Here is a 20632-nt window from a genome sequence, read left to right on the forward strand (position 1 = left end):
TTCGCCGTGACGCGCGACGGCGAAGCCGGTCTGAATTTTCCATGCGATGGGTAGTACAGGTTCCTTTCGCACGTCGCGCCTTATCTGCGCGTGCTGTCGGACCTGATTCGCGCCGGACGACCCGCGAGCGACATAGTGAAGGCGACGCTTCTGGAGGTGCAAAACGCTGACGCTCAACCCCGAAGCCACGCGTGACTATTCGCAGCACGCGTAGCGATGTCAGTGTTTCAACTCGACCACGTAACGCTCGACATCGCACCGCAAGCGCTCAACCCCGAAGCCACGGCGAAAACCGAACAATCTGTAAAGGCGACCGCGATGGCAATCCAATGACTTGAATTAAACCCGGCGGCCTTGAATGCTGCTGGGCTTTTTGTGTCCACGCATGCCCGCTCGATGCTCCAGCGAGTTCGTCATCCACCAGTCGTTGACGATATCCCAGCCACCGCTTTCACGGCCCCCCGAACCATCCGCTCGACCACCGCCTGTACGGCATCGGCACGCGCTGGCGCATAGTCGAACGGAGGCGTCTCGTCCATATACGTGCTCTGACACATCTCCAGCTGCACGGCATGAACGCCCTTCTCCGGCGCGCCGAAGTGCCGCGTGATGAAACCGCCCTTGAAGCGGCCATTGGCAATCCACGTATAGCCGCTCTCCGCAGCCCCGTCGACGACCGCCTGCAACACCGGCGGCGCTGCCGTCCGCCCGTCCTGCGTACCGATGTTCAGATCCGGCAGCTTGCCCTCGAACAGACGCGGCAATACGCTTGCGATCGAATGCGCTTCCCACAACAGCACGTTTGCATGCTTCTCGCGCAGGCGCGCGAGTTCGCCGGCGATGGTGTCGTGATACGGCTTCCAGTAAGCCGCGACGCGGCGCTGCTTTTCGGCGGCGTCGGGCACGCAGCCTTCGCGATAAACCGGCTCCCCGCGAAACGTCAGGTCCGGGCACAAGCCCGTCGTGGTCTGCCCCGGATAGAGGCTTTCGTCCGAAGACGGCCGGTTCAGGTCGATCACATAACGCGACAGGCGCGCGCCGAGCACGGTCGCGCCGAGTTCACGCGCGAACGCGTAGAGGCGGTCGAGATGCCAGTCGGTATCGGCGACCGTCAGCGCAATGTCCGTGTATTGGCCGCGCAGGTCGTCGGGGATGATCGTGCCGAGGTGCGGAATCGACAGCAGGAGCGGCGCATCGCCGCGAGTGAGGGTGAAGATTTCGTTCATGGCGTGAGTAGCGAAGGGTAATCGAGGTTGAGAGCAGTACATTCAAAGCAACGCGTCGTCCCGCAATGTCGGCAAGGCACGCTTGAGCGCGGGACGAATCAGATGGTCGAGCACGCGGCGTGTGAGCACGGCGATCTCATCGACGAAATCGCTCCATTCGCCTTGTCGATGCAGCAGAAAGAACTCGCGTCGCCCAAGCCGGCTCGCGGGCAGAGGCAGCACGGCGATTTCATCCAGATAATGCCGCGCTTGCCAGAGACACAGCGGTGTCGAGATGGCGAAGCCGAGTTTCGCGGCGACGAGGCTCAGGAGCGGATCGGTCGCATCGAACTCGTAGCGGCGCGGACTTTCGATACCCAGATGCCGCGCGAAGCGCTCCACCTGCTGGCCGATCACCGAGCGCGCCGTATAACGGATCAACGGCAGTTCCGTTGCAAGCTGCCGCCATGACGACGCTCCTTGGCGCTCATCGAGCCAGCGTCGCGACACGACGGCCACGAACGCTTCCGAAAACAACGGCATCTCGACGATACGGCTGTCGTTCAGCACCGTTTGCGTACAGACCGCGATATCGACCTCGCGCGCGTGCATCTGGTCGGACAGGCCCGGCGTGAGTCCCGACCACAAGGCAATCTGCCGCGCGGAACCGGACATCGCGCGAATGAGTTCGGGGCCGACCGTCGCCGCGAAGGAATCGACGCAGCCAAGCCGCAGAGGCAGCGCTCCCGCCAGCGACGCATCGCCGATACGCGTGCTCACCATTTGCGCATGGTCGAGCAGCGGCCCGGCGAGTTCGAGCAGCGCGCGTCCCGCCAGATTCGGACGCGGCGGGCGGCTGTCGCGATCGAACAAGCCAGCGCCCTGCTCGCGCTCGAGCGACGCAATCGACTGGCTCACCGCGCTCTGGCTCACGCCCAGATGTTTCGCGGCTGCCGTCATCGAACCGGTCTCGCAAACGGCGACGAAGGCCTGCAATGCGCGTAGATCGATAGGTGGTGGGGTGCGTCTCATCGCGTTTCCGTGGTTTGCAGGCACGCGCCCGGCCAAGTCCCGCCGTGCGGCGCTCATGTTGCACGCACTGGGCTGGAAGCCGCGCGTCTCGCGCAAACGCCCGCATGGGCCATAAGTTTGCCTTATGCAAAATGATCGTGCGTCGTTTGTCGAGATCGGGGCCCGTGTCGCATTAATGACAGTAGACGTCGAGTTTGTGCCGGTTCCGGCGATTTTGGACCGGTACATTCATTCGTCACGGGCATCGAGGCGCGGGAGGCCGCAGTGGAGACACTGGTTTTTATCTGGAGCAACGCGGCGTCGATCGCTTCCATGCTGGTCGATCACGTGTTGCTGGTGCTTGCCGGCGTCGGCTGCGCCATCGTGACGGGCGTCGCGCTCGGCATCGTCATCACGCTCAACGAGCGGCTCGCGCGCGTGGTGTTGTACGCCGCCGCGATGCTCATGACGATCCCATCCATCGCGCTCTTCGGCTTGCTGATTCCGGTACTCTCGCTGATCGGACAGGGCATCGGCTTTCTGCCTGCCGCCATCGCGCTCTTTCTGTATGCGCAATTGCCGATCGTGCGCAACACCTACGCCGCGATCCGCAACCTCGATCCCGCGCTGCGCGAAGCCGCCAACGGCATGGGGATGACCGCGTGGCAGCGGCTCTACCGCGTGGAGATGCCGATTGCCGTGCCGATCATCATGGCGGGCGTACGCATGGCGGTGGTCATGAATATAGGCATTGCGGCGATTGCCACGTATATCGGCGCGGGCGGGCTCGGGCGGCTGATCAGCCGGGGCATTTCGCAATCCGATCCGCGCCAGTTGATCGCGGGCGCGGTGATCGTCGCGCTGCTCGCGATCCTCGCCGACCTCGGCCTGGGCGCGCTGCAATGGCGCCTGACGCCGGAAGGCATGCGGCCGCGCCAGGCGCGCTTCTTCTGGCGCCGCAACGCGACGCGCGGGCCGCTGGTGACGGCCGCGACGGCCGCGACGCCGATTTCATCCACAGCGGAGGGACGATGATCGATCTTCGACATCTGACGAAGCGATTCGAAAAGCGCGGCGAAAAGCCAGTCGTCGACGACGTGTCGATGACGATCGGCGAAGGCGAACTCTGCGTGCTGCTCGGGCCGTCCGGTTGCGGCAAGACGACGACGCTCAAGATGATCAACCGGCTCGTGCAGCCCACCTCAGGGCAGATTCTGATCGGCGGCGCGGATACGGCGGGCTTCGATATCGTCGAGTTGCGGCGGCGCATCGGCTATGCGATTCAGCAAGTCGGCCTGTTCCCGAACATGACGGTCGCCGAGAACATCGGTATCGTGCCGAAGATGCTCGGCTGGGACAAAACGCGCATCCGCGAGCGCACCGAAAAGCTGTTGGAGATGGTCACGCTCGATCCGGCCATCTACATGCGATGTTATCCGCGCGACCTGTCGGGCGGGCAACAGCAGCGCGTGGGCGTGGCGCGCGCGCTCGCCGCCGATCCGCCGGTGATGCTGATGGACGAACCGTTCGGCGCCATCGATCCGATCAATCGCGCGTCGATTCAGGACGAATTCCGCCATATTCAGACGACCCTGAAGAAGACCGTGATGTTCGTCAGCCACGACATCGACGAAGCCATGAAAATGGGCGACAAGGTCGCGATCTTCCGCAACGGCAAGCTCGAACAACTGGCGAGCCCGGATGAACTGCTGGCGCGTCCCGCGAGCGCGTTCATCGCCGATTTCGTGGGCACTGACCGGGCGCTCAAGCGTCTGCGCCTGATGCGCGCCGTCGATGCGGCGCTGGAACCGGCGCGCGTCGCGCGGCTCGGCTACCCGAGCGCCGATGCCCGTGCGCTCTTGCGCGATCACGTGGCCGACGCACTGGTCGTGCTCGACGCCCACGGCAGACCGGCCGGCCACGTCGGCGCGGCCGAACTCGACGCCAGCGGCGCCACGCTCGAAGCGCCGAGTCTGCGCGCGTTGCCGGGCGTGGTGCGCGCGGGCGACGACCTGCGCGCGGTCATGTCGATGCTGCTCGCGCACGGCGCGTCGTGGCTGCCGGGCGTCGACGCGGACGGACGCTTCATCGGCTACGTGACGTATGAACGCATCGCGCTGATGGCGCGCGCGGCGTGCGTGTCCGGCGCGGCATTGCCCGAAGGCGGCTTGGCCTCGTCCGCTGGCGACGCGGCGAAAGCAGGCGATGCATCGCGCGATGACGGGGCGCATCCCGAACTCGCATTCGGAGGCGCGCGATGAACCATCGACGCGGCGGTTCGCGTATTGCGTTAGGCGCGATGATGGCGTTGGCCAGCGCATCGGCGCATGCAGACGACTGGCTCGCATCGATCGGGCAGTATCGCGCGGACATCGTCTATCAGTCCGGCCAGCAGATGCTGATGGTGCTGATCGCGGGCGTCGCGGCTATCGTGGTTGCGGTGCCCGCGGGCATCTGGCTGAGTCGCCCCGACAACGGCCGGGCCGCGCAGTTCGTGATGTTCACGCTCAACGCGGGCCAGGCCGTGCCCAAGCTCGCCATTCTCGCGCTCGCCATGAGCGTGCTCGGCATCGGCGCGAAGCCCGCGATTCTCGCGTTATGGCTCGCCACGCTGCTGCCCATCGCGATGAATACATACGAAGGCATACGCGCCGTGCCGCCCGCGCTGATCGAGGCCGCGAACGGCATCGGCATGACGCAACGGCAGATTCTCTTCAAGGTGGAATTGCCCAACGCCATGTTCGTGATTCTCGCGGGCGTGCGCACCGCGCTCGCCATCACAGTCGGCACCGCACCGCTCGCGTTCCTCGTCGGCGGCGGCGGTCTCGGCGAGCTTATTTTCACGGGCATCGACCTCAACGATTTCACGATGCTGCTTGCGGGCGCCATCCCGACCGCCCTGCTCGCGGTCGCAACCGACCTGTTCGTCGCGCAGATGCAGCACTGGCTCGTGCCGCGCGGCGTCAGTCCTCAACGCTGATCTTTCCTGGATAACGAAGCTCATGCTCAAGCCTTTGCTGTCATGCAAACTGTGGTCGCGTCTTTTCGGCGCATCCCTGTTCACGCTTGCCCTCGGAACGATGGCCCTGCAGGCCGCGCAGGCTGCGCCAACCGTCACGGTCGGCGGCAAGAACTTCACCGAACAAGTGCTGCTGGCGGAAATGACCACACAACTGCTCAAGGCGAAGGGTTTCACGGTCGTCAAGAAAGACGGCATGGGCAGCACGGTGCTGCGTCAGGCGCAGGAAAACGGTCAGGTGGACGTGTACTGGGAATACACCGGCACTTCGCTCATCACCTACAACAAGGTGACCGACAAGCTCGACCCGCAGCAAACTTATGCGCGCGTCAAGGAACTGGATGCCCAGAAAGGTCTCGTGTGGCTCGACCCGTCGAAGGCGAACGATACCTACGGCATCGCCATGAACCGCGATGTCGCCCAGAAGCTCGGCGTCACGACCATGAGCGACCTCGCCAAGGTGCTCAACAGCGGCAAGGAACTGACCTTCGCGTGTAACTCCGAGTTCTATGCGCGCCCGGACGGCCTGCGTCCGCTGCAAAAAGAATACGGCTTCAGCTTCGGTCCGTCGCAGATCAAGCGGATGGATTCGGGTCTCACCTATCAAGCGCTGAAGGACCGTCAGGTGGACACCGCGCTCGTTTTCACGACCGATGGCCGCGTGCCCGCTTTCAACTTCATAGTGCTGCGTGACGACAAGAGTTTCTTCCCCGCCTACGCGCTTACGCCGGTCGCACGCAAGGCGGCGCTCGACGCGAATCCGAACCTCGCGGGCATCCTGAACGCGCTGTCGGCCAAACTCGACGACGCAACGATGGCGCGACTCAACGCCGAGGTCGACGTCCAGAAGAGGTCGCTCGACGAGGTGTCGGCTACTTTCCTCAAGTCCGCCGGACTGATCTGACGCGCGTCCGATGAAGCCTTTTATCGTCGCCGCCGCGCAAACCGAAACCGTCGCGGGCGATCTGGCCGCGAATCTGGCGGCGCATCGCCGCTTTATCGACGAAGCACGCGGGCGCGGCGTTCAGTTGCTCGTGTTTCCCGAGTTGTCGCTTGCCGGTCACAGTGCGGGCGCCGATGCCTTGAGGCTCGCCTTGCCGCGCAATGCCGCCGCGCTCCTCGAGCTGGCTGAAGCGTGCTCGCCGCTTGCCGCCGTGGTTGGCTTCGTCGAGGAAGCGGCGGGCGCGCAGTTCTACAACAGCGTCGCGACACTGTACGCGGGACGCGTGGTGCACGTGCATCGCAAGATCGCGCTTGCCACTTACGGCCGGCTCGACGACGGCAAGCACTACGGACACGGCGCGCGGCTCGACCAGTTCACGCTGCCCGCCGATCCGCGCTGGCAGATCGCCACGCCCGTGTGCGCGGATTTGTGGAGCCCGGCGGTGATGCATCGGCTTGCCTGCGACGGCGCGACGCTATGCGCGGCGCCGGTGAGTTCGGCAGTCGAAGCCGTGGGCGACGCCTTCGACAATCCGCGCGGTTGGGACACGGTGCTGCGCGCCCATGCACTCGTCTACGGTCTGCCTGTCGTGTTCGCCAATCGCGTCGGCCGTGAAAACGGCCTGCGCTTTTGGGGCGGCTCGCGCGTCGTCGGGCCGCGCGGCGAAACGCTCGCGCAAAGCGAATCGGCACGTGAGGAACTGGTCGTGGCGACGCTCGACTACGAAGCCGTGCGCGCCGCGCGCTTCGACTTGCCGACCCTGCGCGATGCCCGCGGCATCCACGCACTCGAAAGCGGCATCGTGTCGGTTTCGTGATCGCGTTGGTCGTGTGTCTGCCCGCACCGGTCATATCCGCGACCGACAATCGATTCAACTGATCGTTCGCATGGGAGTGTGACGATGATCGACCCGACGCGCGTGCGCGCCGCCCTGGCCGAGCGCCAGGACAACTTCTCGCTGCCGCAGCCTTTCTATACCGATGAAGCCTTTCATCGGCTCGACCTCGACGCCGTCTTCAACGACGAGTGGCTGTTCGCCTGCAACAGCTGCGAACTGCGCGAACCGGGCGATTATCTGACGCTGGAAATCGGCGCGACATCGGTGCTCGTGCTGCGCGACATGGACGGCGAAATCCGCGCGTTCTTCAATACCTGCCGGCATCGCGGCTCGCGCATCTGTCTCGAAGAGAAAGGGCATGCGCATCGGCTTACTTGTCCGTATCACCAGTGGGTGTACGACCTCGACGGCGCGCTCCTGCATGCGCGGCAGATGCCGGCGGGCTTCGAGCGCGAGGGCTACGGCTTGCGCGCCGTGCATGTCGAGATCGTGTGCGGCATGGTCTATATCTGCCTTGCCGCGACGCCGCCCGACATCACGCGCTTTCGCGACGCGGTCACGCCCTACCTCGCGCCGCATCAGCCGTGGCGCACCAAGGTCGCGGCCAGCGTGACGATGATCGAGGAAGCCAACTGGAAGCTCGTCATCGAGAACAATCGCGAGTGCTATCACTGCGCGGCCAATCATCCGGAGTTGCTTGCGACGCTCGTCGAATTCGCGTTGCCCGACGATCCCGCTGGCTCGCGCGACTTCCGTCTGTTGATGGAAGCCCAGGCTGCGAAGTGGGACCGTCACGGCTTGCCGCATTTGCCCGCCGATGGCGGCGACGAATTCCGCTGCATCCGGCTGCCGTTTCATCGCGGCGCGGTGTCCTTCACGCCGGATGGATCGCCCGCGTGCGGCAAGCTGCTCGGCGACCTCACCGATCCGGATCTCGGCTCGGTGCGCATGTTTCGCGTGCCGAACAACTGGAATCATTTTCTCGCCGACCACATCATCCACTTCCGCATTCTGCCGCTGTCGGCCACGCGCACGGTGTTGCGCACGACGTGGCTCGTACACGAGGATGCCGTCGAAGGCGTCGATTACGACGTCGATACGCTCACGTCCGTATGGAACGCGACCAACGTGCAGGACGCGCGGCTCGCGGCGAACAATCAGCTGGGCGTGGGCTCACTCGGCTATGCGCCGGGACCGTATGCGCCGTCCGAGTTCATGCTGCGCAACTTCACGAACTGGTATGCAAGGAAGCTCGCGTCACATCTGGACGGCGCACACGGGCAGCGCTCAATCGCGCTGAAGGTGTCGAATGGCTGATGTGCCGACATCTTCCGATACGGCGTTCGACGGCACCCTCGCCTTCGCCTGCGACACGCCCGCATCGCGCACGCTCGAGTGCATCGGCGTGCGTGACGAAGCGCCGGGCGTCAAGACCTTTCGCCTGCGCGATCCGCACCCCGACGGCGCGCGCCGCTACGCGCCGGGCCAGGCCATGCTGCTGACGCTCGATATCGAGGGGCGGCGCTTCGACCGCACGTTTTCTATCGCCTCGACGCCGCTCGAAGCGGACGCGCTCGAACTGACGATCAAGGCGCAGTCCGGCGGCGTCGTCACCCGCTGGCTGCATGAGCGCTTCGCGCCGGGCATGCGCATCGACACGCGCTATCCGCTCGGACGCTTCACACTCGATGCATCGGCCAATACGCCTCTCGGGCTAGTGTCGGCGGGCTCGGGCGCATCGCCGCTGATGTCCATGCTGCGCACGCTGGCGCGCCGCTCGCCGCACGCCGACATCGCCTGGCTTCATTGCGCGCGCGGCGTGGACGACATTCTTTTTGCCGATGAACTCGCGACGCTTCAGGCGCGCATGCCCAATCTGACAGTACACGTGTGGCTGAGCGCGCCCGCACCCGGCTGGTTCGGTCTGCGCGGACGCATGTCGCGCGGCGCGCTCTGGGCAATGGCGCCGGACTTCGGACGCCGCACGGTCTATTGCTGCGGTCCAGCCGGTTTCATGCAGAGCGTGCGGCAGATTCATGCGGCCGAAGGCGCCCGCCGCGCGGCGTTTCATATGGAGCATTTCGGTCCCGTGATCGAGCCGATGGAAAGCGAAGCCGCGACGACCGGCGCACCTTCGTCCGACGAACAGCGCGATGCCATTTTCAACGCGTGGCTGAACGGCCGGCGCTTCGATGTGCGCGCGGGCGAAACGCTGCTCGTCGCGGCCACGCGTCAGCAAGTGGTGATTCCGTGCGGTTGCGCGAGCGGCCTGTGCGGCACGTGCAAAGTGCGCCACCTTTCGGGCGAAGTCGCGATGAAACATGCAGGCGGAATTTCCGCGGCCGAAGAAGCGCAAGGCTGGATTCTCGCGTGTTCGAGCCGTCCCTTGACCGATGTCGAAATCGCCTTCTGACATGCAAACGGCACCGACGCTTCATCACGACGCCAGCCGCTTCACGCGCACGCTTGGCTTCGACATGCTTCCCGCTGCCGTCGTGCGCGACGCGCAGCGCCGCATTCTCGACCTGCTCGGCGTCGCGGCGGCGGGCACGTCCACACGGCTTTCGACAATCGCGCGCGAGCATGCGCTCGATTGTTTCGCGGCCGGACGCACCCCCGCGCGCATGCTGTTCGACGGGCGCATTGTCAGTGCTCCGGGCGCGGCGTTCGCGGGCGCAACGACCATCGACAGTCTCGACGGCCATGACGGCCACGCGCTCACCAAGGGCCACGCGGGCGTCACCGTCTTGCCGGCCCTGCTCGCCATGACTGAGCGCGTGCCCGGCATGAGCGGACGCGAGTTCATCGTGCAGACGGTGCTCGGTTATGAAATAGGCACGCGTGCCGGTATCGCGCTGCATGCGACGAGCCGCGAATATCACACCTCGGGCGCGTGGAATGCGTTGGCGGCCGCCGCTATCGCGAGCCGCGCGCTCGGCTTCGACATACCGGCGACGCGCCACGCGCTCGGCATCGCCGAATATCACGGGCCGCGTTCGGACATGATGCGCTGCATCGATCATCCGACCATGCTGAAGGACGGCTCGGGTTGGGGCGCGCTGGCGGGCATCAGCGCCGCCCTGCTTGCCGCGCGCGGCTACACCGGCGCGCCCGCGACCACCGTCGAACGCGATGCGCCCGCCTGCTGGTCCGACCTCGGCGATCGCTGGCTGATCCTCGAACAGTATATGAAGCCGTATCCAGTGTGCCGTTGGGCGCATCCGGCAATCGCCGCCGCGCTTGCAGTGCGCGCGCTCGACGGCTTCGATGCGGCCAACATCGAGCGCGTGGAGATCGAAACTTTCCACGAGGCGACGCGTCTCTGGTCCGCGCTGCCACGCACCACCGAGGAAGCGCAGTATGGCGTGCTGTTTCCCGTCGCGGCGGCGCTGGCGCATGGCCGTGTCGATGCCGGCACCATCGGCGATTCGGGCCTTGCCGATCCCGCCGCGTGCGCGTTGCTGCCGCGCCTCGTCGCAAAGGAGCACGCCGCGTTCAGCGCCGCGTTTCCCGCCGAGCGCTGGGCGCGCGTGACGGTCGAACTGCGCGACGGCCGCCGCCTCGATTCCGGTCCGATGCAGGCAAGCGGCGACCTCGCGCGCCCGATGACACCCGACGCCGAGCGCGACAAATTTCGTGAACTCTGCGGCGCGCGCTTCGGCGCACGGTTCGCGCGCGAACTCGAAGACGCGGTGGATGCGCTCGCCGAACCGCACGCCCGCGCCGGGCGCCTGTGCGAACTCGTGCTGGGCACGCCGCCCAGTGCGTCGCAAACATGAACACTCCGATCAGCCAACGAAACAACGAGCCATGCCAGTAAATCCCGACGCATTCCCAACGCCGTTCCACGATCCCGCGTCCGTGGCGGGCAAGGCGCCGCCCATCGGCGAATCGACCGATCTGCTGATCGTCGGAGCGGGGCCGGCCGGCATCGCGGCGGCACTCGAAGCGGCCGGTCGCGGTACACGCGTCACGCTCGTCGACGAAAACCCCGTGCCGCTCGAAACCATGGGCGAAGACGTGCCGCTGCACTTCGGCAGCCGCATGGGCGCGGAGGCAGGCAACGCCAACGCGATGCTCGAAGCCATGCTCGACGCCCGTCCCGAACTGGGCGACGCCCTCGAAGCGGGTATCGACGTGAAGCTGGGCACGGCAGTGTGGGGACTCTTCCCGCACGGGCCGGCGAACGCTTGGATCGGCACGCACGTGGCCGGTCTCGCGGACGCCGAACATACCTGGCTGCTTCAGTTCAATCAGGTGATCGTTGCGTCGGGGCGGCGCGACATGGGACTTGCCTTCGACGGCTGGCAACGGCCGGGCGTGATGGGTGCGAGCGCCGCGTGGCGGCTCGCGGTTCTCTACGGCGCGCTCGACGCGCGGCGCGCGGTGCTCGTCGGCAGCGACACGGATGCGCTGAACGTGGCGCTCGAACTCGTCTCGCGCGGCGTGCAGATCGTCGCGGTGATCGAACAGGCTGGCAAAATCGTCGGCGATGCGGCGCTCGCGGCGCAACTCGAAGCGAGCGGCGCGCACATTCTCACGCGTCATGTCGTGCGCCATGCACATGGCGATGCTTATGGCGTGACTTCCGTCGACGCAGCCACGCCCGACACGACCGCCCTGACGACATTCGATTGCGATACCGTGCTGCTCGGCATCGCCGCGTTGCCTGCAATCGAGCTGCTCGAAGCGGCAGGCTGCGCGACTGCGTTCGATGCCGCGCGCGGCGGTCATATCGCCCGTGTCGATGCGATGCAGCGCACCTCGTTGCCGTTCGCCTACGCGGCAGGCGACTGCGCGGGCGTCTGGCCGGCGAAGAGCCGCGACGAAACGATCGCGCGTGAAGAAGGCCGCCTTGCGGCGCGCGCGGCTTTATCGTTGTTGGATGAAAGCGCTTCTCTCGCCGACGCGCCGCCCGCGCGCCAACCCGATGCGCCCGCGCAAGACATCGCGCTATCGCGTGTCGAATGGGTGCGGGCAAGCGTCATCGGCGCGGCGGGCGAGCCGTTCGTCTGCCAGTGCGAGGAAGTGACGGCGCGCGAAATCCTCGATGTGCGTCCGCCGCGCTACCTCGGCTGGCAGCCCGCCGACGCGCTTCACGACACACGCGGCGTCGCGGGTCTCGCGCAAAGCGGGCCGCCCAGTCCCGACGCGGTGAAGCGTCTCACGCGCGCATGCATGGGCCCGTGCCAGGGCCGCCGATGCCGCGAGCAAGTCGCCGCGCTGCTCGCGATAGGCTCCGGCTGCGCGCTGCCGCGGATTCCGCTCGCCACATTCCGCGCGCCCGTCCGGCCGCTCGCGCTGCGGCAGCTAGCCGAGGTGGCCGAAGCGCAGGAGACCGGCGCGCATTGGGACAGCTGGTTCGGCATGGCGTCGCAATGGGTGCCGTTTTGGCGTGTCGATCCGCTGTATCGCGCGGCCACACGCCGTCAGGGCGAACCGGTGGCGAGCGAATGAACGAAGCATCGACCGGCCGTCGCACTCGAATCGAATCTTCCGGACAGACAAGCATGAAAGCAGACACGCAACAGGACAGCGGCACGCCGAAGGGCGCTTCGGTGGTTATCGTCGGCGGCGGCGTAACGGGTTTGTCGGCGGGATGGTGGCTCGCGCGCGAGGGTGTCGACGTGCTGGTGCTCGAAGCGGGAATGATCGGCTGGGGCGCGTCGGGCCGCAACGGCGGCGGTTGCTCGCATCATCACAGCCCGCTCTTTCTCGAAGAACAGCGTCTCTGGCCGATGATGGACGACCTGCTCGGCTATCCGACCGAGTTCCGCGCCGAGCGTCTGCGCATTGCGCTCGATGAACAGCAGTTCGTGTTGTACCGGCGCGCGCTCGAAAACGGCGAACACCACGGCCTGCGCTCGGACGTGCTCGATGCCAAACAGGTGCGCGAACTGGTGCCGCTCGCCGGCGACAACGTCCATGCCGGCTACTTCTATCACTTCGGCGGACATGCGAATCCGCATCGCACGTTGCAGGCTTATGCGTGGGCGCTGGAGGATCACGGCGGGCGCATTCTCCAGCACACGCCGGTGACAGGATTCGTCCGGCAAGGCGGACGCGTGAGCGCGGTGAAAACGGCTCACGGCGAGATTGCCTGCGATCATCTCGTGATCGCGGCCGGGCCGCATACCGGCGTGCTCGCGGCGCAACTCGATATCGATGTGCCGCTCGCCGCCGCACGCGCCGAGATGATCGTCACCGAGCCGTTGCCGCCAATGGCCATCGGCGGCGTGGACGGCAATGGCCTCTATGGACGGCAGACGCTGCGCGGCAATCTCGCTTACGGCGGCGGTCCGCACGAATGGATCGGCCTCGACGATGTGCCGAAGGTGCGGCCGCAATCGACTCCGCTTCAGTGCAGTATCGCGGCGCGCCTGGCTGCGTTGCTGCCCAAGGCGGCGCACGCTAAAGTCATCCGCAGTTGGGCGGGATATATCGAGAACACGCCGGATGGACGGCCCGTGATCGATCGTCCGGATGAACGAGGCAATGTGACGGTCGCCACGCTATCGAGCGTCGGCTTCGGCCTTTCGCCCGCAAGCGGTCACGCCATCCGCGACCTCGTGATGGACGGGCGCTGCGGTTTTGCGGATTTGTCGTCGCTGAGATTGGCGCGCTTCGCTCATCTCGAACCGGACTGGCGCGAGCTTCAGGGCTGGCTGCCGTTGCCGCTGCGCGCATCGGCGCCGGTGCTGGAAGCGGCCTGAGCGCATTGCGTCGCCCTTACGCCCGCCTGCTCACGACTGCGTCTGCGCCGCCCTCAACTCCGTCGGACTGATGCCGTAGGCGCGCCGGACCCAGCGCGCCAGATGCGAAGGCGACGCGAATCCCGTCGCCACCGCGACATCCGCGACCGGCACGCTCGAATACGTGAGCATTTCGTGCGCGCGCTCCAGCCGCAACTGCACGTAGTAGCGTGCGGGCGTCGCGTTCAGATGCCGCAGGAACAGGCGTTCCATCTGCCGCGACGTCATGCCGATAGCCGAGCCGATATCGTTGATCTGCAACGGCGTCTCGACATGCGCGCGCATCATCTCGATTGCCCGGCGGATGCCGCGCGGCAGACTCGCGTGATTCTGGTCGCGCCAGCCGCGCTGGCTGTCGGCGGTGTCGCGCATGCGCTCGTGATGGAACTGGTTCGCCACGCGCACCGCGAGATCGCTGCCGTGCTGCATCTTGATGAGATGCAGCATCAGGTCCATCGAAGCAATGCCGCCCGAGCACGTCATGCGGTCACGATCAATTTCATACAGCTTGCTGCTGCACAGCAGGTCGGGAAAAGCCTCCGTGAAAGCCGGCAGATTTTCCCAGTGGATGGTGCATTGATAGCCATCGAGCAGGCCTGCCAGCGCGAGTAGATAAGTGCCCGTGGAAAGCGATCCGATGACCGCACCGGTGCGCGCCGCGCGTCGCAACGCGGCGACGAAGGCCGGTTCGAGCGCGGGCGCGAGCCGCAGGCCGCCGCAGACGAACACATAGTCCGCGCCGGCCAGCACGTCGTCGAACTTGCGCGCGGCAAGCGCGATGCCGTTCGATGCAGGCGCCGGCTCGCCGTCGAGGCTGGCGAGCGTCCACGCATACAATGTTTCGCCAGCGAGGCGGTTGGCCGAGCGCAACGGCTCGATGGCGGACGAGAGGCTCATCATGGACAAGCCATCGGCCAGCAAGAACACGAACTGGCGAGGCACGGCGGCGGACGAAGAAGCGGATTTGAGCAACGCGCGATTCGCAATGGACGATTCGAACCTCCGCATTCGCGAAGGCGGCTTGGGGCCAGGCATGTGAGCGCTATTATGGTCGCTAAAACAAGCGTATGGCCAGAAGTGCCGCAACGGTATGGGATCTGAGCGGCGACACGCGCTGCATCTGCGGCGGAATCGGCCGAGGAGAAAGCATGCGAAATTCGTTCGTCGGGGTCGATCTGCGCGCGTTGCAGGCGTTCGTCGCGGTCTGCGAAACCCGCTCCATGACGGAAGCGGCGCGCGTACTCGGCGTCACGCAAAGCGCCGTGAGCCAGCTCATCGCGGCGCTCGAGCGCGAACAAGGCGTGGCGCTCTTCGATCGCGAGTTCCGTCCGGTGCGGCCCAACGCGGCGGGCCGCATTCTCTTCGATCGCGCGGGCGCGCTGCTCGAACACGCGCAGGCGGTCTCGCACGACGTGCGTACGGCGACGAGCGAAGGCGTGCCGAGTCTGCGCATTGGTTGCGTGGATTCCTTCGCCGGAAGCGTCGGGCCGCATCTCGTGCAACGTCTTTCCGGGCGCATGAAAACCTTGTCGATGTGGTCCGGCCTCACGCCGACCCTCAGCGAACAGCTTACCAATCGCGAACTCGATCTCGCCATTTGCACGGAAGCCACGCTCGATCCACGACGCGTCGAACTACGGCCGCTTTTCTCCGAGACTTTCATTGCGGTCGCGCCGAGGCGCTTCAGCGGCAAGCGCGCGCCCGAGTCCTTTCATGAGGTGCTGCGCGAGTTGCCGCTCTTGCGTTATACGGGCCGCTCGCTCATCGGGCAGCAAGTGGAGCGGCTCATCAGGCACATGAATTTCAACGCCCCGAACCGCTATGAATTTGACGATACCGACCCGCTTCTGAGTCTGGTCGGCTCGGGATTCGGCTGCGCCATCACGTCGCCGCTGTGTCTCTGGCAATCGCGCGCGCATCTGGCGGATATCGCGGTCGTGCCGCTGGCCACGACGCGCATCGGGCATCGTCATTTCTACATTCTCACGCGTCAGGCCGAATGGTCGTCGATGGCAGAGGCCGTCGCGCGCGAGTCGGTGGCCGTGACGCGCGACGTAATTGCACCCGGCTTGCTTGCGGCTTTGCCCGGCGCGCCGCCCCACCTTTTCGATGCCTACACCGCCGCGTTCGCCGCGCAAAGCGCCGCATGAAATTAGCGGAACTGCTTCAAAACATAAGAGTTTCTGATTCGGCCGCGCGGCTTAATGGCAGGGATGCGTTCGCCTCTACCATCCGTAGCTGACAGCGGATACACGCAGTTCAACCTAAGAGACAGGGCAGGACGATGACCACAAACCGCCGTAGTTTTCTGAAGCAGGCTTCACTCGTCGGCGTAGCCGCGGCCACCTCGGGCCTTGCGTCATTCGCGCGCGCCGCGACCGTCGTCAACTACGGCGGCTCGGCATGGCTCGGGCACTACGCGGCCTATGTCGCGATGAAGACGGACATCTTCACGAAGCTCGGCATCGACTGCCGCTGGCAATCGTTCTCCACTTCGTCGGCGCGCATGGGCGCGGTGATGGCGGGGAACATCGACATTGCGGGGACCGGCGTCGTCTCGGCGCTCGCGCTGATGGCAAGCGGCGCGAAGCAGTTTCAGCTCATCTCGACGCCGAACAACTTCGGCAAATCGGAAGGCCTTCTCGTGCGTGGCAATGTGAAGTCGCTCGCCGATCTCAAGGGCAAGAAGATCGGCGTCACGTATGCGTCGAGCTCGCATGTCCTGCTGCTCGACGTGCTGCGCCAGGCGAACTTGGACCCGGCGAAGGACGTGAGCATCATCAACTTGCCGGCGACGGAACTGCTGGCGGCGTATCGCGGTAATCAGATCGATGCCGCCGCCGCATGGACACCGACGTTCGACCGCATCAAGGCGCTGCCCGATACCAAACTGCTGCTCGACGATTCCTCGTTCTCGCTTTATAAGCAATATCAGTTGACGCCGGGCCCGGACGTGCTGCTGGTGCGCACCGCATTCGCCAGCGCCCATCCTGATGTGCCGAAAGCCTTTCTGCAAGGTGTCGCGCAAGCCAACGACATGATGACGCACGAGCCGGAGAAGGTCGCGCCCATTCTGATGACGCTCACGAATCTCACGCAGGACGAGCAGATGGCCGTGCTCAAGCAGACGCAGTGGTATTCCCACGCGCAGCAAAAGACGCTATTCGTCGGCAGCGGCGGAAAGCCGGGACCGTTCGTCGACGGCGTACAAAAGCTGAGCGACATGCTCGTCGATCTCAAGCAGATCGACCAGTCGCCGAAAGTGGCGGACTGGATCAACGCGTCGTATCTCTGAGCGCGCAGCATGGCATCCGACAACAAATGGACGAAGCGCGGCGGGCTTTTCGTCGTCAGCGCCTGCTCGCTGATCGGCTTTCTGCTGCTCTGGGAACTCGTGTGCCGCGCGGGTTTGGTCGATGCGGTGTTTCTGCCCGCGCCGTCGCAAGTGCTGAGCCGCGGCATCCGCATGTGGAATCAGCATACGTTGCTCGATAACGTGCTGGCCTCCATACGCCGGGTCATGGTGGGCTTTCTCGCCGCGGCGGTCGTGTCGATACCGCTCGGCATTGCGCTCGGCACCTCGCGCGTGGCGCGCGCCGTGTTCGACCCGCTGCTGTCCTTCCTGCGCCCGCTGCCGTCGATGAGTTGGATACCGCTGTCGCTGCTGTGGTTCGGCATCACCGAGACGCAGAAGTACAGCATCGTCTTCATGGGATCGTTCGCGCCTGCCCTTCTCTATGTGATCGACGCCACGCGCAACATCGACCCGATCTTCGTGCGCGCGGCGCGCAATCTCGGCGCGAACCGCTGGCAGGTCATGCGCGAAGTCATCCTGCCGGGCTGCATGCCGCAGATCCTGTCGGGCATGAAAGTGATTCTCGGCCTCTCGTGGACCTGCGTGATTTCCGCCGAACTCGTCGCCGCGCAGCAAGGGCTCGGCTTCATGATCATGAACGGCCGCGAATTCTTCCAGACCGATACGGTCGTGCTCGGCATGGTGCTGATCAGCATCACGGTGCTCATCACGGATGGCTTGTTCAGGCTCATCGAACGCGGAGTGCTCGCATGGCAACGATAGATGCCCCTATGATTCGCCTCGAAGGCGTGGCGAAGTCCTTCGGCGCGTTGCAAGTGCTCAAGGAAGTCGATCTCGATGTCGCGAAGGGCGAGTTTCTCGTGCTGCTTGGCGCGTCGGGTTGCGGCAAATCGACGATGCTCAACATGATCTCCGGCTTCGAGCCGCCGACGCAGGGCCGCGTGCTCGTCAATGGCCGCGAAGTGAAGGATGTCGAGCCGGCGTGCGGCATGGTCTTTCAGCAATACGCGCTGTTTCCGTGGAAAACGGTCAGCGAGAACGTCGCGTTCGGGTTGAAGATGCGCGGTGTCGGCCGGGCTGAAAGGCGTGATGCCGCGCGTCGCTATATCGAAGCCGTGGGGCTGAAAGGCTTCGAGGACAGCTATCCCGGCGCGCTTTCGGGCGGCATGAAACAGCGCGTGTCGATTGCGCGCGTACTCGCCAACGACCCGGACGTGATGCTGCTCGACGAACCCTTCGCCGCGCTCGACGCCATGACGCGGCAAGTGCTGCAGGAACAGCTTCTGTCGATCTACGAGAAGAGCGGCAAGACGATCGTCTTCATCACGCATTCGATCGACGAAGCGCTGCTGCTCTCCACGCGCATGATCGTGATGGGCGCGAAACCGGGGCGCATCGTGCAGGACATCCGCAACGACCTGCCCTTGCCGCGTACCGCCGAAGTGCAGCTATCGCCTGCGTATCTGGAGATGAAGAAGTCGATCTGGGAAACGGTGCAGGCCGAAGTCATGCGAGGCCTGGAAGGCGCTGGCTGACGTTCGAACGCGCCGGTACTGCTGCTATCCATCGCTTTTGCTTATGAAGCGCTCGCGATGGCGGCAACCCGGCACACTGCAAACATCATCCGCATGAGAAAGGAAGCGCGACAGTGAATACGTACGATGTAGTGGTGATCGGCGCGGGCGTGATCGGCAGTTCCGTTGCGTTTCATCTGCAAAAGCTTGGCGCCAAAAGCGTGCTCGTGCTCGATCGCGCGACCATCGGCGCGGGCACGACGTCGCAATCGTCGGGCATTTTGCGCACGCATTATTCGGTCAAGGAAAACGTCGAACTCGCACGCAAGTCGTGGGCCGTGTTCAACGATTTCGCGGGCTACGTCGGCGACGATGAAGCCTCGTGCGGACTCGTGAAGTGCGGCTACATGATCGTCGCGGCCGATGGCGACAAGGTCGAACCGCTGCGCGCATCGCTCGAACAGCAGAAGCAGCAAGGCATTCCGCTCGAATTGCTCGATGCTCGCCAGGCTCACGAGCTCATGCCCATCGCGCAGTTCGACGACGCCGCGTTGATCGGCTATGAACCCGAGGCGGGCTTCGCGGATGCGTATCTCACGGCGACCAGTTTCGCTCGCGCGGCGCGGCGCGGCGGCGTGACGATCCGCGAGAACGTCACCGTGAACCGCTTGCTGATCGAGCACGGCAAGGTGAGCGGCGTTTCGACGAGCATCGGAGATTTTTCAGCGGCAATGGTCGTGAGCACGCAGAACATCTGGACCCCGGAACTCGCCGGATGGACCGGCCGCACACTGCCCGTCTCGCCGGAGCGTCATGCGGTGCTCGCGCTCGAATGCGAGGGCGCGGCCTACACCTACACCATGCCGGTGTTCAAGGATCTGGCCTCGCCCGGCATGCTCTATTACCGCTGCTATGGCGGCAATCAGATGCTCGTCAGCGAAGGCACCGCCGGAGAAAAACTCGCCACGGCCGATACCGAACAGGGCGACATCTCGATGGACTATGTCGTCGAGGTCGGCGCTCAGGTCGCCGAACGGTTTCCCGCATACGAAACGGCGGGCATTGCGTCGTCGTGGACGGGCGTGTACGACGTCACGCCCGACTGGAATCCGGTGCTCGGCGCGCTGCCCGGCATCGAAGGGCTCGTCGTCGGCTACGGCTTTTCGGGGCACGGCTTCAAGCTCTCGCCAACGGTCGGCAAGGTGCTTGCGCAAGCCGCACTCGGCTTGCAAACCGATGTCTCGCTCGCGCCTTACTCGATCGAACGCTTCGAGACCGGCGCGCTGCTCACTGGAAAGTACGGTGTCGGCGCCGTCTCCTGAAGCGCGCGCGCCCGAGGGCGTCGCCATTGCACCGCTCGCGTCTTTTGCGCCGCAGGCGTGGCGCAACGGCGGCGGCACCACGCGCGCGCTCGCGGAAGATGCGGAGGGCGGCTGGCGCATCAGCCTGGCCGACGTGGAACGCGACGGTCCGTATTCGCGCTTTCCCGGCATGACGCGGCAATCGCTCGTCATGACCGGTGCGGGCGTCACGCTGCAAGACGACGCCGTGCAATGTCACTTGCGGCGCGGTATCGCCATGGAATACGACGGCGGCGTTGCGTGGCAAGCCACGTTGCACGACGGCCCTGTTGTCGCGCTCAATGTCATGGCGTTGCGCGGGCGCTATCGAGCACGCATCGAGCCATTGCGCGACGCCGCGTTCGTGCCCCTCGAATGTGTCGCGCTCGTGCTGACGATGAATGGCCGCTGCCTCGTCCACGCTGCCGACAGCGACGACGAGATCATGCTGGCGGAAGGTCACGTGTTGACGCGCATGCCGGGCGCGCCTGCGCTTCATCTCGCGCCTCGGTCGTCGGGAAGCGATGCATCGATTGCGCTCGTCCTCGTCGAGCCCGACAGTCGGCGCTGATCCGCGCGGCTCTTTTCGAATCATTCAAGCAAGGAGATATGCACCCATGAAAATTCTGGTGCCAGTCAAGCGCGTGGTCGACTACAACGTGAAGGTCCGGGTGAAGTCGGACAACACGGGTGT

20 protein-coding genes and 1 pseudogene are annotated in these 20632 nt (G+C 65.2%); 18 read left to right on the forward strand and 3 right to left on the reverse strand.

The annotated features are described in order from the left end of the window. Positions 1 to 413: 413 nt before the first annotated feature. Complete coding sequence (hutG, locus tag NCT04_RS32345) at positions 414 to 1226, reverse strand: N-formylglutamate deformylase (RefSeq protein ID WP_244831414.1); 813 nt, start codon at positions 1224 to 1226, stop codon at positions 414 to 416. A gap of 42 nt (positions 1227 to 1268) precedes the next feature. After that, positions 1269 to 2237 (reverse strand): LysR family transcriptional regulator, encoded by a 969-nt coding sequence (locus NCT04_RS32350; RefSeq protein ID WP_250469911.1) that lies wholly within the window; start codon positions 2235 to 2237, stop codon positions 1269 to 1271. 264 nt (positions 2238 to 2501) lie between these two features. On the opposite strand from NCT04_RS32350, the gene NCT04_RS32355 reads away from it, so the two are divergent. The 10 genes from NCT04_RS32355 to NCT04_RS32400 all read left to right on the forward strand — a co-directional run bounded on the left by NCT04_RS32355 (position 2502) and on the right by NCT04_RS32400 (position 13729). Beyond that, positions 2502 to 3251 carry an ABC transporter permease gene (locus NCT04_RS32355; protein WP_244831416.1) on the forward strand — a complete coding sequence of 250 codons (750 nt, stop codon included), beginning with the start codon at positions 2502 to 2504 and terminating at the stop codon, positions 3249 to 3251. Continuing rightward, positions 3248 to 4477: an ABC transporter ATP-binding protein gene (locus NCT04_RS32360; protein WP_250469912.1), complete on the forward strand. Its 1230-nt coding sequence runs from the start codon at positions 3248 to 3250 to the stop codon at positions 4475 to 4477. The genes NCT04_RS32355 and NCT04_RS32360 overlap by 4 nt, the downstream gene beginning before the upstream one ends. Continuing rightward, a complete protein-coding gene (locus NCT04_RS32365; RefSeq protein ID WP_250469913.1) occupies positions 4474 to 5196 on the forward strand; it encodes an ABC transporter permease in 723 nt (240 codons plus the stop codon). The genes NCT04_RS32360 and NCT04_RS32365 overlap by 4 nt, the downstream gene beginning before the upstream one ends. A 100-nt stretch (positions 5197 to 5296) precedes the next feature. Further along, positions 5297 to 6139: a glycine betaine ABC transporter substrate-binding protein gene (locus NCT04_RS32370; protein WP_502800721.1), complete on the forward strand. Its 843-nt coding sequence runs from the start codon at positions 5297 to 5299 to the stop codon at positions 6137 to 6139. A 10-nt stretch (positions 6140 to 6149) separates the two neighbouring features. Next, positions 6150 to 6995 carry a nitrilase-related carbon-nitrogen hydrolase gene (locus tag NCT04_RS32375; protein WP_250469915.1) on the forward strand — a complete coding sequence of 282 codons (846 nt, stop codon included), beginning with the start codon at positions 6150 to 6152 and terminating at the stop codon, positions 6993 to 6995. Positions 6996 to 7079: 84 nt separating this feature from the next. After that, the gene (locus NCT04_RS32380) at positions 7080 to 8333 is read left to right on the forward strand and encodes an aromatic ring-hydroxylating oxygenase subunit alpha (RefSeq protein WP_250469916.1); all 1254 of its coding nucleotides are present in this window, start codon (positions 7080 to 7082) and stop codon (positions 8331 to 8333) included. Continuing rightward, on the forward strand, positions 8326 to 9429 hold the full coding sequence (locus NCT04_RS32385) for an FAD-binding oxidoreductase (protein ID WP_250469917.1): 1104 nt from the start codon (positions 8326 to 8328) through the stop codon (positions 9427 to 9429). Before NCT04_RS32380 ends, NCT04_RS32385 begins: the two co-directional genes overlap by 8 nt. Before the next feature lies 1 nt (position 9430). Then, entirely contained in the window at positions 9431 to 10795 is a 1365-nt protein-coding gene (locus NCT04_RS32390) for an MmgE/PrpD family protein (protein ID WP_250469918.1), read from the forward strand. 31 nt (positions 10796 to 10826) lie between these two features. Beyond that, the gene (locus NCT04_RS32395) at positions 10827 to 12473 is read left to right on the forward strand and encodes an FAD/NAD(P)-dependent oxidoreductase (RefSeq protein WP_250469919.1); all 1647 of its coding nucleotides are present in this window, start codon (positions 10827 to 10829) and stop codon (positions 12471 to 12473) included. Between the two features lie 53 nt (positions 12474 to 12526). Continuing rightward, positions 12527 to 13729 carry an NAD(P)/FAD-dependent oxidoreductase gene (locus NCT04_RS32400; protein WP_250469920.1) on the forward strand — a complete coding sequence of 401 codons (1203 nt, stop codon included), beginning with the start codon at positions 12527 to 12529 and terminating at the stop codon, positions 13727 to 13729. A 30-nt stretch (positions 13730 to 13759) separates the two neighbouring features. Here the strand turns inward: NCT04_RS32400 and NCT04_RS32405 are convergent, their stop codons facing one another. After that, positions 13760 to 14668, reverse strand: a complete 909-nt coding sequence (locus NCT04_RS32405) for a GlxA family transcriptional regulator (protein WP_250469921.1) — start codon at positions 14666 to 14668, stop codon at positions 13760 to 13762. Here NCT04_RS32405 and NCT04_RS32410 point away from each other — a divergent pair. From NCT04_RS32410 to NCT04_RS32445, 8 genes and pseudogenes are all read left to right on the forward strand, one after another. Continuing rightward, the gene (locus NCT04_RS32410; RefSeq protein ID WP_250469922.1) at positions 14667 to 14807 is read left to right on the forward strand and encodes a hypothetical protein; all 141 of its coding nucleotides are present in this window, start codon (positions 14667 to 14669) and stop codon (positions 14805 to 14807) included. The genes NCT04_RS32405 and NCT04_RS32410 overlap by 2 nt on opposite strands. A 109-nt stretch (positions 14808 to 14916) precedes the next feature. Then, positions 14917 to 15918, forward strand: a complete 1002-nt coding sequence (locus NCT04_RS32415) for a LysR family transcriptional regulator (protein WP_250469923.1) — start codon at positions 14917 to 14919, stop codon at positions 15916 to 15918. Positions 15919 to 16052: 134 nt separating this feature from the next. Beyond that, positions 16053 to 17063: an ABC transporter substrate-binding protein gene (locus NCT04_RS32420; protein ID WP_250469924.1), complete on the forward strand. Its 1011-nt coding sequence runs from the start codon at positions 16053 to 16055 to the stop codon at positions 17061 to 17063. 9 nt (positions 17064 to 17072) lie between these two features. Next, entirely contained in the window at positions 17073 to 17846 is a 774-nt protein-coding gene (locus tag NCT04_RS32425) for an ABC transporter permease (protein ID WP_244831428.1), read from the forward strand. Next, positions 17834 to 18619: an ABC transporter ATP-binding protein gene (locus tag NCT04_RS32430; RefSeq protein WP_244831429.1), complete on the forward strand. Its 786-nt coding sequence runs from the start codon at positions 17834 to 17836 to the stop codon at positions 18617 to 18619. The genes NCT04_RS32425 and NCT04_RS32430 overlap by 13 nt, the downstream gene beginning before the upstream one ends. Before the next feature lie 113 nt (positions 18620 to 18732). Further along, positions 18733 to 19920 (forward strand): NAD(P)/FAD-dependent oxidoreductase, encoded by a 1188-nt coding sequence (locus tag NCT04_RS32435; protein ID WP_250469925.1) that lies wholly within the window; start codon positions 18733 to 18735, stop codon positions 19918 to 19920. Then, a complete protein-coding gene (locus NCT04_RS32440) occupies positions 19901 to 20509 on the forward strand; it encodes a HutD/Ves family protein (RefSeq protein ID WP_250469926.1) in 609 nt (202 codons plus the stop codon). The genes NCT04_RS32435 and NCT04_RS32440 overlap by 20 nt, the downstream gene beginning before the upstream one ends. 46 nt (positions 20510 to 20555) lie before the next feature. Then, positions 20556 to 20632, forward strand: a pseudogene (locus NCT04_RS32445) (electron transfer flavoprotein subunit beta/FixA family protein); the annotation flags it as partial.

The sequence above is a fragment of the Caballeronia sp. GAFFF2 genome, assembly GCF_023631485.1.
In the GTDB taxonomy this organism is placed as follows: Bacteria; Pseudomonadota; Gammaproteobacteria; order Burkholderiales; family Burkholderiaceae; genus Caballeronia.